The 14,403-nt window shown below is 42.2% G+C and carries 13 protein-coding genes; 7 read left to right on the plus strand and 6 right to left on the minus strand.

Annotated elements, in window-relative coordinates; genetic code table 11:
* Positions 1–61 precede the first annotated feature (61 nt).
* The 5 genes from AN391_RS07560 to bioB form a co-directional block, all read right to left on the minus strand.
* Positions 62–1,624: an FAD-dependent oxidoreductase gene (locus AN391_RS07560; RefSeq protein ID WP_055014832.1), complete on the minus strand. Its 1,563-nt coding sequence runs from the start codon at positions 1,622–1,624 to the stop codon at positions 62–64.
* 146 nt (positions 1,625–1,770) lie between these two features.
* On the minus strand, positions 1,771–2,454 hold the full coding sequence (gene bioD / locus AN391_RS07565) for a dethiobiotin synthase (protein WP_055014833.1): 684 nt from the start codon (positions 2,452–2,454) through the stop codon (positions 1,771–1,773).
* Between the two features lie 33 nt (positions 2,455–2,487).
* Positions 2,488–3,357 (minus strand): methyltransferase domain-containing protein, encoded by an 870-nt coding sequence (locus AN391_RS07570; protein WP_055014834.1) that lies wholly within the window; start codon positions 3,355–3,357, stop codon positions 2,488–2,490.
* On the minus strand, positions 3,354–4,511 hold the full coding sequence (locus tag AN391_RS07575) for an 8-amino-7-oxononanoate synthase (RefSeq protein WP_055014835.1): 1,158 nt from the start codon (positions 4,509–4,511) through the stop codon (positions 3,354–3,356). The genes AN391_RS07570 and AN391_RS07575 overlap by 4 nt, the downstream gene beginning before the upstream one ends.
* Positions 4,512–4,522: 11 nt before the next feature.
* Positions 4,523–5,563: a biotin synthase BioB gene (gene bioB / locus AN391_RS07580; RefSeq protein WP_055014836.1), complete on the minus strand. Its 1,041-nt coding sequence runs from the start codon at positions 5,561–5,563 to the stop codon at positions 4,523–4,525.
* 92 nt (positions 5,564–5,655) lie between these two features.
* Between bioB and bioA the strand changes: the two genes are divergently transcribed.
* From bioA to AN391_RS07610, 6 genes are all read left to right on the plus strand, one after another.
* On the plus strand, positions 5,656–6,957 hold the full coding sequence (gene bioA / locus AN391_RS07585; RefSeq protein WP_055014837.1) for an adenosylmethionine--8-amino-7-oxononanoate transaminase: 1,302 nt from the start codon (positions 5,656–5,658) through the stop codon (positions 6,955–6,957).
* A gap of 163 nt (positions 6,958–7,120) precedes the next feature.
* Positions 7,121–7,933, plus strand: coding sequence for a hypothetical protein (locus AN391_RS07590; RefSeq protein WP_055014838.1), 813 nt, complete (start codon positions 7,121–7,123; stop codon positions 7,931–7,933).
* Positions 7,934–8,974 (plus strand): extracellular solute-binding protein, encoded by a 1,041-nt coding sequence (locus AN391_RS07595; protein WP_055014839.1) that lies wholly within the window; start codon positions 7,934–7,936, stop codon positions 8,972–8,974.
* Complete coding sequence (locus AN391_RS07600; protein ID WP_055014840.1) at positions 8,975–10,474, plus strand: iron ABC transporter permease; 1,500 nt, start codon at positions 8,975–8,977, stop codon at positions 10,472–10,474.
* Between the two features lie 14 nt (positions 10,475–10,488).
* Complete coding sequence (locus AN391_RS07605) at positions 10,489–11,502, plus strand: ABC transporter ATP-binding protein (RefSeq protein ID WP_055014841.1); 1,014 nt, start codon at positions 10,489–10,491, stop codon at positions 11,500–11,502.
* An 18-nt stretch (positions 11,503–11,520) separates the two neighbouring features.
* Positions 11,521–12,159 carry a Vat family streptogramin A O-acetyltransferase gene (locus AN391_RS07610; protein ID WP_055014842.1) on the plus strand — a complete coding sequence of 213 codons (639 nt, stop codon included), beginning with the start codon at positions 11,521–11,523 and terminating at the stop codon, positions 12,157–12,159.
* Positions 12,160–12,177: 18 nt separating this feature from the next.
* Here the strand turns inward: AN391_RS07610 and AN391_RS07615 are convergent, their stop codons facing one another.
* Positions 12,178–12,612: an ATP-binding protein gene (locus AN391_RS07615; RefSeq protein ID WP_055014843.1), complete on the minus strand. Its 435-nt coding sequence runs from the start codon at positions 12,610–12,612 to the stop codon at positions 12,178–12,180.
* A gap of 283 nt (positions 12,613–12,895) precedes the next feature.
* Here AN391_RS07615 and asnS point away from each other — a divergent pair, with 283 nt between their 5' ends.
* A complete protein-coding gene (gene asnS, locus AN391_RS07620) occupies positions 12,896–14,293 on the plus strand; it encodes an asparagine--tRNA ligase (RefSeq protein ID WP_055014844.1) in 1,398 nt (465 codons plus the stop codon).
* Positions 14,294–14,403: the final 110 nt, after the last annotated feature.

The following is a 14,403-nucleotide window of genomic DNA, read 5'->3' on the forward strand; positions in this document are numbered from 1 at the left end:
TAAAAAGAGGGAAAGTGCGGCATAACACGATATTGAAACCTCGTTATGCCATTAAAAATAACTAGTTGCGGGTGGTTTTAATACAATTGTTAATGGTTGCCATATCGGTTGGAAAACCACGCTCTGTAGCTAATAATTTAGCAACCTTAGTGATATCTGCATGGTTATGCTGCACAAGGTAGGTCCACTGATGATGAGTGCGATGTGCGTTAATATGTTCATCGTCGCTTAGTAAGCCAAGTTTTGTAAATTCGGCGACTATTTCGTCGGCAGCAATTAAAGTTGATGACGCTTTTACGTTTTCGGCACGTGCATAGCTAATATGCGAATATAAACTAACATCTGCTACGCGCAAAGTGTCGTCTTCGCCAGGGATTTGCTGGCCACCAAACAAGGCATTGTTTTGTGTATTGGCACTTTTAAATGCTGGTACAAACTCGGCTACATAATCAATGGCTTTTTGACTACGTGCTTTTAATACCTGCTGATCCCACCCATTATTAATATAATTTAAATATTTATCAGGCAGTTGTGGCTGCGCCGTTTGCTCAGTAGTATCGGCTAGGCCATCGTTAAACAAGGTAATTGAGTTGGTCATACCATGAATTTGATAAAAGCCATTAGGATAAGGCGTTAGTTGTGCCATGCCCTCGGGTGTACCCCGATTACCATAAATAATAATTTCGGGTATTTGCCCGCCTGCCCCTTGCCAGTGCGTAATGTATGAGGCTTTAAATTCGACCATACGCTTGGGCTTTACGCCGACCATGTCATCAACAACACCAGTTTGAAAGCCACAGGCGTTTATAAGGTAATCTACCTCTACTGTTTGGGTTGTACTGCTTTGGTTGTTTTGGTATTCAATTTTCCATTTTGGCATTTGGCTGCCAGCACTGTTTTGCTCAACTTGGCTAACTTGCTTAACCTCAGTACTGGTAAGTACGTTCGCGTGTTCGTACTGAGCAAGGGCCAGTTGCGCACTGGCCGATAACCTAAAAATATTCCAGCCGTATTCTTGAGCAACAATTAACGGGTATTTTACTTTGTTTAAGTTTAAGTGCTTAGCTACGGGGATCATCCATTCATCAAGCGTTTTAGGCTGTGTAACTTGCTCTTTTTTACTCAGCGCTATCATTTGCTCATGGCTATACAACTGATAGTAATTATCAGGTTCGCCAAGCACCTTGTTATTGCAATCTTGTTCAACGAGTTCTTTATATGCGTTGGTAATTTTGTCTAAACGTGGCAGTAAATCGTCGGGTGAATCGTCATCGCGTGTTGGTACTGCAAACACGGTTGGGCGCACGTCTATGGTGTAGGGGTATAGGCGTAAAATATCAATACATTGTTTGAGTAAGTCTATGCAGTCTTCGTCCGGTATTTCACGGTATAAGTTACCGCCCGCATGTAAATGACACATGGGCGGGCCATCTATTAGTGACTTTTTTTTCTCAAAAATAGTGGTTTGAATACCAAGCGCAGCCAAACGTATAGCTATTGTTGCTCCCGCTGTGCCGCCACCTAAAATGCCCACACGGGTTTTAGGCTGAGTACTTTGCGGTACTTGCGGCTCTGCCGTGACCTGTGTGTTTTGAGCATAGCGTTTAATATATGGGTGCGTCATATAGCGGGTTATTTCCTTAGTAACAAAAGCTGTAACCTTTAATATGTGTACTAAAGTAGGTAAATTCAAGGCGTAAATACAATTAATAAGCTCATGTATTTAATATAAAAAACTGCTTTGCATTTAAAAACGCAAAGCAGCCCAAATTAGCCTTGTATACTGAGCGTATTAAGTAAGGTTTTGTATATTTGCAGTTTAGGGGTTTGCTCGCTGTATGGGCTTATAGCCAAAATAGGAAATGGCAAGCGTGCTTTTAACGAATCAAGGTTAGCTTGGTATTCGTCCATATTTGGGTCTACTTGGTTGGCAATCCAGCCTACACAGTTTATGCCTAAACTTTGCATATGGGCAGCGGTAAGTAAGGCATGGTTTAAGCAGCCTAGTTTCATGCCTACGACTAAAATTACCGGAAGTTGCTCGGCTTTAACCCAATCGTATAAATAATCGGTGTTATTAATTGGCAGTGCCCAACCACCCGCGCCTTCGGTTAGATGATAATCGGCACCTTGTTGTTTAAGGGTTGCGTACGCTGTGCTTAATTTATCAAGCGTAATAGTGACCCCTACTTGCTCTGCTGCTATATGCGGTGCAATAGGTGGTGCAAAGGCAAACGGATTTATTACATCGTATTTGGCACTTACCGTGGCGCTTTCCATTAGCATAAGTGCATCGGCATTTACTAGCTGATCAAACGCCATTTCGCAGCCTGCGGCAAGTGGTTTAAAGCCAATTGCGTTTTTTTTATGTTGGGCGAGTAGCTTTAACAGCAAACTAGTAACGTGGGTTTTTCCGGCGTCGGTGTCGGTACCGGTAATAAAAAATTCTTTCATTTTACTGCCTTGATCAATTTTAACGTGTGCTACTTACGTATTTGTAATCGGTTTTTTTAAAGATAATAATACCACATGGTACGACACACACGCTTGATTGTTTAAAAGCGGATATGCCTTGCATACCCGTTGCAAAGCAGACTTAGTTAATAGCCCCTGGCGTGAGTTAGCATGGTTTTGCGTGGTAGCACCAATGGCCTTTATAGATTTAATGGCTTTTAACGGGCTTGAATAACAATCGGTATAAATTACTTTTTGCGAGCTATTAATACTAAACCCCGCCTTTTGGACCGACTGGTTTATATAAGCGTGTGTATTAAAGGTATTTATATGGCTGCGGTTATCAAGCGCTGCAAACGCTGTTTTAATTTCGTTAAGCGAGCCCGCAACCACTGTGCTTATATATGCCTGCCCACCTGGCTTTAAGCTTTTATAAAGCGCCTGCATTAATTTTTCAAAATTGGCCGACCATTGCACTGCAAAGTTACTAAATACAACGTCAATACTGTTGGCTTGAAGCGGCAGGTTATCCATATCGGCGCAAACTTTTGGGTTAGTTAATGCAGCGCTTTTAAGCATGTTTAAGCTTAAATCTATAGCGATTACTTGGCCGTATTGTTTGTTTAGCTGTGAAGTATTAACCAGCGGACCAGCCCCTAAATCAACACATAATTTATTTTGATTGTGTGGCTGGGTGTTTATTAATTTAAATAAATCGCTTGCTGCCTGTTTTTGTACATTTGCATGGCTGTTGTATTGCTCAGCTGCTTTAGAAAACTTATTACTTGCCCCCTTTTTAAGGGCTGAATGAGGGCGAACTTGCTCAGCATTTATAGCTGAAAGCGCCGGCTTTTTATTTACAGTTTGCGCACTGTGGTTATCAGTTAAGGCCTGCGCAATCATGCTATTGCGCCTTTTAAGTGCTCAACAAGTGTGGTTATATCTGCATGGGTATGCGCTGCAGTTAAAGTAACACGTAACCGCGCGGTATTATGCGCAACAGTAGGCGGGCGAATAGCCGTTAACCAAATACCCTGCTGTTTAAGCTTTTGCGCTGCGTGCAAGGTTTGCTCGGCGCAGCCAAGTACAATGGGCTGAATAGCAGTGTCTGAGTCCATTACAGCAATAGCGTGGTGTTTACAAAGCTGCTTAAAACAAGCAATGTTACTACTAAGCTGCTGGCGTTTAGTATCTGCGCGCTTTATGGCTTGCAAGCGCGTAAGCGTAAGGGCTGCCATAAGTGGCGACATAGCCGTTGAATAGGTGTAGTCGCGATTAAACTGCAGCATGTAATTAATTAATTGGTTATTTGAAAGTACACAGGCCCCGCTACTTGCCACCGCTTTTCCAAAGGTAATAACCAGTATTTCGGGCAGTGCTAAGCCCTCATCCAACAATACCTCGCAGCTACCTAAACCGGTTTTACCTAATGCGCCAAAACCATGTGCATCGTCAATCATAAGCCAAGCATTGTGCTCTTTAGCTAAAGCAAGCAGCTCTTTTATGGGGGCGGTGTCGCCATCCATCGAAAACACCCCTTCGCTAATAATCAGCTTATTGTGTGCTTTTGATTTTTCGAGCCGCGAACGTAAGTGTTTTAAATCGTTATGATTAAAGCGCACTAGTGCGGCATTTGAGTGCATTGCACCATCAATCAAACTGGCGTGGTTTAGCTTATCTTGAAAAATTGCACTGTTTTGTGCAGCACTTTTATCACTAAACAACGCTTTAATTACACTGCTATTTGCACTAAACCCCGAGTTAAACACCATGCCAGCTTCGTAGCCAAGCGCGCTACATAGGTATTGCTCTAACTCTTGTTGCTGCGCCTGATAACCAGTAACTAAGGGAGAGCTGTGGCTACCAAGTACGTTGTTTTGCTCAAGCTTTATACCGCAATCACCAAAACCTAAGTAATCATTACTGGCAAAATTAAGGTAAGTTGCGTTATTTACTGTAATGGTACGTGCTGTAGCGCGTTGCACCACATGGCGTTTGCGTAATAATGCATCTTGCTGGCGCGCTTGAATATGCGTATTTATAAATTCAAATGGCATAAAGGCTAGGCTTACGCTTCGTAGAATAGTTCAGACGTTGCTTTATCAGCTACTTGCGATGAAAGCGACGCCGCAACGGCTTCGTCTGAATAGTCTTGGTGTTTTTCTGGGTTCATGCCTAACTTTTTAATGAGCTTCATGTCGGCATCGGCCTCTGGGTTTTCTGTTGTTAATAGCTTATCACCATAAAATATTGAGTTAGCGCCTGCAAAAAAACACATCGACTGCATTTGCTCGTTCATGGCGCTGCGCCCTGCCGATAAACGCACGTAGCTGTGTGGCATCATAATACGGGCAGTTGCTATGGTGCGTATAAATTCAAAATGATCTAAATCGTCTACGTTTTCAAGCGGTGTGCCTTTTACTTTTACCAGCATATTAATAGGTACGCTTTCTGGTTGCTGTTGTAAATTTGCCAATTGCATTAATAAACCGTATCGGTCTGCAGGTTGCTCGCCCATCCCTACAATACCACCTGAACATACTTTCATGCCGGCATCACGAACGTGATCTATGGTATTTAATCTGTCTTCAAAGGTACGGGTCGATATAATTTGTTCGTAATATTCAGGCGAGGTGTCGAGGTTATGGTTGTAATAATCAAGGCCTGCATTACTTAGTTCATGTGCTTTTTCGTTGGTAAGTTTACCAAGGGTCATGCAAGTTTCTAGGCCGAGTTCTTTTACTTCTTTTACCATTTTAGAAATATAGGGCATGTCTCTGTCTTTTGGATCTGACCAGGCTGCGCCCATACAAAAACGCGTCGCGCCTTTTTGTTTAGCTAAGCGTGCTTGTTCTACCACTTTTTCTACCTCGATTAAGCGCTCGCGCTCTAAGTCGGTTTTATAGTGCCCCGATTGTGGACAATATTTACAGTCTTCTGGGCAAGCGCCTGTTTTAATAGATAGTAAAGTAGATATTTGTACTTCGTTAGGATTAAAATTAGCGCGATGAACCGAGGCCGCTTTAAACAATAAGTCGTTAAAAGGCATTTCAAATAATGCTTTTACTTCTGCGTGGGTCCAATCGTGGCGAACAGGTGCATGTTCCATAGTAGTCTCTTATTTTTCTCAGTGGTGATGTTGGATTAGTCTACGTCTTGAAGTACCATTGTCAACGAAACCCACCACCTCAAAGTTTACATATGAATAAAAAACAAACGATTGACCTAGATTTTGATCGTGACCACATTTGGCACCCCTACACATCTATGACACAGCCTATCCCTGTGTATCCTGTTACTCATGCCAAACACAATATAATTTACTTAGAAACCGGCGAGCAACTTATTGATGGTATGGCGTCATGGTGGAGTGCTATACACGGCTATAATCATCCAATTTTGAATAACGCCATGGTTGAGCAAATTAATACCATGAGCCATGTAATGTTTGGCGGCATTACCCATAAAAGCGCAGTAACGCTGTGTAAAAAGCTTGTTGATATTACCCCACCGGATTTAACTAAAGTATTTTTAGCCGATAGTGGTTCGGTTAGTGTAGAAGTAGCCATAAAAATGGCGCTGCAATATTGGCTAAGCCAAGGTATTAACACAAAACAAAAATTAATGACGCCGTATAAGGGTTACCATGGCGATACGTTTGCCGCTATGAGCGTGTGCGATCCGGTTAATTCTATGCACAGTTTGTATAAAGGTTTTTTACCTGAGCATGTGTTTGTACCTGCCCCTGTAAGTAAATTTGATGGCGATTTTGACCAAGCAGAAGCACAAACGCTAGAGCGCTTCTTTAAAGCGCACCACCACGAGGTAGCCGCTTTTATAATTGAGCCTATTGTACAAAATGCCGGAGGCATGAACTTTTATCACCCCGCGTATTTGGCCTGCGTTCGTAAATTATGCACGCAATATAATGTTTTACTGATTTGCGATGAAATAGCCACTGGGTTTGGCCGCACAGGTAAATTATTTGCTGTAGAGCACGGTAATATCGAACCCGATATTATGTGTATAGGTAAAGCACTTACCGGAGGCTCAATGACCCTCTCAGCTACGCTTACCAGTAATAAAATAGCCACAGGTATTAGCGAGGGGGAGGCCGGCGTTTTGATGCACGGACCTACTTTTATGGGGAACCCCCTTGCCTGTGCAGTGGCGTGCGCCAGTATAGATTTGCTCCTAGCGCAAAACTGGCAGCAACGCATTAGCGATATAAATACGCAACTACAACAACTTAATAAGTGTAATGAATTAGATGCTGTAGCCAATGTACGTACTTTAGGTGCTATAGGCGTTGTAGAGCTAACTGATGTTGCTGGGAGTGTGGATGTTGCAAAAATTCAAGCTTACTTTGTTGAGCAAGGCGTATGGATTCGCCCGTTTGGCAAACTTATTTATCTAATGCCCCCGTATATTAGCGACTCAGCCAGTATAAAAACCCTATGCGATGCTATTTACACAGCTATTGCTGGTAAGCATTACTGCTAAGCGTTAAATTATACCTAAGAAGCAGAGCCATCATTTGCCTGTTAGGTATTAATTTTGCTCAGGTTTTGAGCTTTTTATTAGCGTATTAGTTATATTGATTTTAGTAAATATTACGGATATGATAATGTCTATCATTTACAATTACCTTTTCGGACTCTCTACTATGAAACACCTTTCTAAATCTGTAAAAACACTAGGTGCAAGCCTATTGTTAGCTTCTGCTTTTGCTACACAGCCTGTGCTAGCTAACGGCCCAATTGGTGAGCACGTAAACCACTTACAAGAAAACATTAAAGACTATTCAGAAGAAGTTGAATGGATGGTTGGTAAAGTAGACACCATGGTAACTGACTACAGCAAAAACGGTGCTAAAGCAGTTAAAAGTGATGATTTAATTGAGTATTGGGAGTCGGTTAAGTTTCATAGTGCTATTGAAACTAACTACGTACCCGTGTACGCCTCTATTTGGCAAGGAATTTATGGCGTAAAAATGGCTATTGATAACAACAAGCCTGCCCAAGAAGTGCGCAAACAGCAAAAAGCCATGAACATAGCCTTGTGGCAAGGTCTTGGTGCTGTTAAGCTTGCCGCAAAATTCCAGCAAAAAGGCTTACTTGATACAGTTAAAGCCACTGCAACAGAAGGCATGACCCAAAGTGCCACAATTGACGAAATCAAGCATAAGCTTGACCGTGTTGTTGCTAAGTTTGCAGAGCGCTTAAACGAAGAAGCCACTGAAATTGTTCACGATACGTATTTACACCTGTTTGAAGGCGTAGAAGGTACGCTTATTGAGCAAGATGCAAAACTAGTAGAAGTACTGGAAAAAGATTTTAACGTAACACTTCCACAAACTATTAAAAGCGCTAAAAGCGTTGATGAAGTACGTGACGTGGTAAGTGATATGCACACTAAATTAGACCGCGCTAAAACGCTAATTGAAAAAGCGGAGAAGTCGCGTAAGGATGTTTTTTAAGTGAAGCGTAGGACCTTTATACAAGGCCTAGCTGCGTTAGGGGTTGTTGGCGCTATGCCACTGCCCCTTTCTCGCGCACTAGCTGCCGATATAGCAAACCCAGTGTCTGTTGATAATTTACCAAAGCTTAAAGGTGATTTAACCTTATACCTTGGCCGTGGTGAAGGTGGTTTGTATGAAAATGTATTACAAGCGATTCAGAAAAAAAATCCCGATTTTAATTTAGCTATTCGCCGAGGTCCAACCGCTGCGCTTGCCAATACCATAGTAGCAGAAGCCAAAGCAGGCGTACGTAGAGCCGATTTGTTTTGGGCAGTAGACTCAGGCGCTATAGGCCTAGTGACTGATGCAGGCCTTGCAAAGCCGCTGCCTAGTGATTTATCTGCGCAATTACAGCCTCAATTTAGATACGATCAATGGGCGCCTGTAACTGGCCGTATACGTACATTACCGTATAACACGTCACGCTTAACTAAAGATCAAATTCCTACAAGCATAATGGACATTGCAGATAGCGATTTATCAATTGGTTGGGCCCCTGCTTATGCTTCGTTTCAATCGTTTGTTACCGCTATGCGTATTTTAGAAGGCGATGATAAAACGGCTAAATGGCTTAAAAAAGTTAAAAAGCGCGCTAAAACCTACGCCGGTGAACTCGGTGTTGTTATGGCGGTTGAACGGGGCGAAGTAGATATTGGCTTTGCTAATCACTATTACACATTACGTCTAAAATCAGGTAAACCCGATGCTAAACTAGATTTAGCCTTTACCGAGCAAGATGCAGGTTGTTTAGTCAATGCCTCTGGCATACTAACGCTAAACGATGACCCGCTTGCAACCAACTTTATGCGATATTTACTAAGCGAAGAAGTGCAAGGTTATTTAGCTCGCGAAGCTTACGAAATACCGCTGGTTAATGGTATTACTCAACCTCAAGGTTTACCATCGCTAAGTGATATATCTCCACCAAAAGTTGATTTAACGCAACTTGCGGATTTACGCCCTACCATCAACTTGATGCGCAACAACGGCGTTTTATAAATGCGAATACCTGCTTCTTACCCAATGGCGCTGCTTGCAGCGCTCATTACGATTACCCCTGTTTATATTTTAATTACCCTTGCTAGCGACACCAGTACCCTTTTTGACAGTCATAACTTAAAAATACTGGGCAATACGTTATCGCTAATGGGATTGACCGTATTAGGTTCAATTCTAATTGGGGTGCCACTGGCTTTTATTAGTGCATATGTGCATTTGCCTTTTAAGAAAATATGGCTGGTAATTTTTGCCGCGCCATTGGCTATTCCAAGTTATATTGGCGCATTTACTTTATATGCTGCGTTTGGCCCAGGCGGTGAAATAAATAATCTACTTGGCTTTGAAACCCCACCCATGTACGGGTTAAGTGGTGCAGCCATTGTAATGACCTTATATACATTTCCTTTTGTAATGATGACCACACGCTCATCTTTACTTAGTTTAGATGCCAGCATGGTAAACGCAGCGCGTACTTTGGGTATGTCGATGACACAAAGTGTGTTTAAAGTGATTTTACCTCGTGTAATAAATGGTATTGCAGCAGGCTCGTTATTAGTAGCGCTTTATACCCTTTCGGATTTTGGTACTCCTGCCATGATGCGCTTAGATACCTTCACTCGGGTAATTTACGTAGAATACAATGCGTTTGCGTTAGGGCGTGCTGCTATGTTGTCGTTACAATTAATGGTAATTGTGGGCTTTTTACTATTAATAGAGTCACAAATAAAAACCGCCTCTGAGCGCCACGGTCGTCCACTTGTGTTGTTTCCATCTAAATGGCAAGTAACAGCGATGATTGCTACCTTTGGCCCTATTTTATTACTCGCTATTGGTTTACCGCTGGCAATATTTTTTGTTTGGTTAGCGCGTGATGGTTACAGCAATTTTGACTTTAGCATAGCGTGGAACTCAGCCTATGCCTCAGCGATTGCCGCCATAGTGGCAGTTATTGTGGCTATTCCTGTAGCTCACGCTGCTTTAAGCGGAAAGGCCGGTAGAATTATGGAGCGAGTTACCTACTTTGGTTTTGGTATTCCCGGTATTGTGATGGGCACCGCCCTTGTTTATGGTGGTTTACAACTGCCATTTTTATACCAAACGTTAGCGCTTTTAATTATCGCTTATATGCTTAGGTTTTTACCACTTGCCGTAGGCTCTGTTCGCACGAGCACAGAACATTTAGATCAAAGCTTAATTAAATCGGCACGCGTACTCGGTGCAAGCCCACGTGAAGCATTTACTCGCATTACCTTACCATTAACAATGCGTGGTATTATTGCCGGCGCTGCATTAGTGTTTTTAGAGTCAATGCGCGAACTTGAAGCAACACTATTGCTAGGCCCTACCGGGTTTGAAACCCTTTCAACCTATTTATGGCGTGTCTACGAAGCCGGATATTTTGGCCGTGCTGCCATTCCCGGTTTATTGTTAGTGGTGATTTCTGCCTGTGGCTTAGCTATTATGATGTCTGGCGAAAAACGTAACCAACTCGAACATTGAGGATTTAAATACAAATGCTATCTGTAAGCCAGTTGTCTATAGATTACGGCAGTAACCGTGTTGTAAGCGATTTAAATATATCGTTAGGTGACAATGAAATTCTCATGCTAGTGGGCCCTACGGGTTGTGGTAAAAGTACAATATTGCAAGCACTTGCAGGGCTTATCCCTATCAGTGAGGGTGAAATAAACGTAGGTAAGTGGCGAGCAACGCCCACCCTCAATGTGCCCCCTGAAAAACGCAGTGTGGGCATGGTATTTCAAGATTTTGCGTTGTTCCCTCATTTAACCGTTGAGCAAAACATTTGTTTTAGATTAAAAAACACTGCCATTGCGGATCACTGGATTAAACTACTTGGTCTAAATGACTTTAGAGCAAAAAAACCAGCCACCCTCTCTGGTGGTCAAAAACAGCGTGTGGCACTTGCCCGTACACTTGCCCACCAGCCTGATTTTGTGTTGCTTGATGAGCCACTTTCTAACCTCGATGCCGCATTAAAAGATATGCTGCGCTGGGATATTAGAAATGCCCTTAAAGAAGCTGGTGTGCCTGCAGTGTGGGTTACTCATGACCAAGAAGAAGCGCTTTCTGTAGGTGATCGTGTGGGTGTACTACAAAACGGTAAAATACAGCAACTCGATAGCCCTGAACAATGTTTTAGCATGCCAAACAACCGCTTTGTGGCACGCTTTTTAGGTGAGGCAAGCTTTATTGCTGGGCAGTTTGAAAATGGCCAAGCAACCACCAGCATTGGTGTAGCACCTGGCCAAGGTGTAGACTGTGATAGCGGCGATGTAGATGTATTACTGCGTCCCGATGATGTACAGCTTATCCAAAACTTAAATCAACCTAACGGTGAAGTTGTTTGGGTACGCTTTGAAGGTGGCAGCCGTTTATGTGCGGTTAAATTAAGCTGTAATACGCTCGTTACTAGCCGTGTCAGCCACGAGGTTGTGGTCAACCCCGGCGACAGCGTTCATGTTTCAATTGTGACTACTCACCCGCTGGCTGTGTATAAAAGACAATAATTAAACGATGAGGTAGCTATGCCTAAACAGGGTCCTAATCCAAATAACACAGCCCCTGTTGAGGGCTTTCCTCAGGTAGGCTTTTTAAAAAACTTTATTACCTCGCCTAATATAGTTGTGGGTGATTATACCTATTACGACGATCCTGATGGCCCTGAAAACTTCGAAAAAAATGTTCTTTACCATTTCGATTTTATTGGGGATCGCCTCATTATTGGGAAATTTTGCGCCATAGCTAAAAACGTAACCTTTATAATGAACGGCGCTAATCATCAAACAGCGGGGTTTTCTACTTATCCATTTTTTATATTTGGCAACGGCTGGGAAAAATCGGCCCCACAAGCTGGCGAGTTACCCTTTAAAGGCGATACGGTTATCGGTCACGATGTATGGATTGGTTATGACGCAACCATAATGCCGGGGGTTAATATTGGCAGTGGCTCTATCATTGCAAGTAAATCGGTGGTGACCTGTGATGTACCTGCTTATAGTGTGGTAGGTGGTAACCCAGCAAAAGTAATTAAAACTAGGTTTGATGGCAACACTATAAGCACCTTATTAGATATAGCCTGGTGGGATTGGAGCAATGAAAAAATCACTGCTCATCTAGATGCCATTACTCAGTGTGATTTAAGCGCTTTAATAAAGCTTAAATAATCCATAAGTAACACTCACCTACCATTCAAACATATACGCCATTTTGCTAATAGTTTTTAAGGGCACATTATGCGTATTGCGCTTGGCGTATAAGTGTTGCATAGATTTATCTTTAACCTCACCTACAATCACTTCTTTTACTTGGTAGCCAAGTGCATGGGCTGCTTGAGAGTACGCAATAAACTCCCATTTTTTTATATTGGTGTTATCAACAATGACAAGCGGAATATTTTGCGCTAACGCATTTATAAAGCGCGCTAAATTTAAGTTATGGTATTGCGGTAATTTAAATTTATCAAAGTGGTATTCACCTTGCTCATTAACGAAGTAATCATCGGTTGAACAAATCAAATACTGGCTTGAATCTACTCCACCTAGCTCATCTGCTAGGGTTTGGGCATAGTAAGACTTACCACTTCCTGGTAGCCCTCTTAAAATAAAAACTTGTTTCATAGCATCCATTTTTGGGTAATGGTAAACGTTTATACGAATACTTTAATAATGCCACAAAATCAGTAAATTTAAGAGTACCAAATAATAATAGTGGTAATTTAAAGCAAAAAACGCTGTAAAAGTAACCCACATGCATAAAAACTTTTAAAGAGTTGCTCACAATAGTTTTTTTATTTTATTTAACTAGGTAAGATACACGGTTCAAGTTCAACGCACTAAATTTAACCGCTGCGTTGAGTAGTTAATATTATACAGTTAGGCAACTTATATCATTGGAGTGAAGATGAGCCATTTAGCGATTTCAGAGCTATTAAAAGGCAATGTTGCGGTAGACAGCCAAGTAACAGTAAAAGGCTGGATCCGTACACGCCGCGATTCAAAAGCAGGAATATCATTTTTAGCCGTTCATGACGGTTCGTGTTTTGATCCTATACAAGCGGTAGTTCCTAATTCACTAAATAATTATGATGAAGTTACTAGCTTAACAGCCGGTTGTTCTGTGTCGGTTACTGGTGTGTTAGTACAATCTGCAGGTAAAGGACAGTCTTTTGAAATTCAAGCTAATTCTGTCACTGTGTTAGGTTGGGTAGAAAACCCTGATTCATACCCTATGTCGGCTAAACGCCACAGCATTGAGTATTTACGTGAGCACGCTCACCTTCGCCCTCGCACAAACATGATTGGCGCAGTAACACGTGTACGTAACTGTTTAGCACAAGCTATTCACCGTTTTTACCACGAGCAAGGTTTTTACTGGATCAGCACACCAATCATCACAGCAAGTGACTGTGAAGGTGCAGGTGAAATGTTCCGCGTTTCAACGCTAGATATGCAAAACTTGCCGCGCACTGATAAAGGCGATGTTGATTACAGCGAAGACTTTTTTGGTAAAGAAGCCTTTTTAACGGTATCTGGCCAATTAAATGGTGAAACATACGCATCGGCTATGTCAAAAATTTACACATTTGGTCCTACGTTCCGCGCAGAAAACTCAAACACATCTCGCCACTTGGCTGAGTTTTGGATGGTTGAGCCTGAAGTTGCATTTGCTGATTTAGAAGACATTGCAAAACTTGCTGAAAACATGCTTAAGTATGTATTTAAAGCGGTACTAGAAGAGCGCCGTGATGATATGGAGTTTTTTGCTCAGCGTATCGAAAAAACAGCGATTAGCCGTTTAGAAGAGTTTGTAGAAAAAGACTTCGCGCAAGTTGATTACACTGATGCCGTAGAAATACTTAAGTCATGTGGTAAAAAGTTTGAATACGCAGTTGAATGGGGTGTAGATTTACAATCAGAGCACGAGCGCTACTTAGCAGAAGAGCACTTTAAAGCACCGGTTGTTATTAAAAACTACCCGCGCGATATTAAAGCGTTTTACATGCGCCAAAACGAAGACGGTAAAACCGTTGCCGCTATGGACGTTGTAGCACCTGGCATTGGTGAAATTATTGGTGGTTCACAACGTGAAGAGCGCCTTGATGTGCTTGATGCGCGTTTAGATGAAATGGGCTTAAACAAAGAAGACTACAGCTGGTACCGCGATTTACGTAAATACGGTAGCGTGCCACACTCTGGCTTTGGTTTAGGTTTTGAACGCCTGGTTGCCTATGTAACAGGTATGGGCAACGTACGTGATGTAATTGCCTTCCCTCGTACTAAAGGTAGCGCGACCTACTAGTCAAGTTAATTGATTTAAAAGCCAGCTTTTTTGCTGGCTTTTTAATGCCTGTTTAAGATACTGTTTATAAATTAGAGATTTATAAATTTTGAGCTATAGTTTTATAACGA

Source organism: Pseudoalteromonas sp. P1-13-1a (assembly GCF_001401875.1).
In the GTDB taxonomy this organism is placed as follows: Bacteria; Pseudomonadota; Gammaproteobacteria; order Enterobacterales; family Alteromonadaceae; genus Pseudoalteromonas.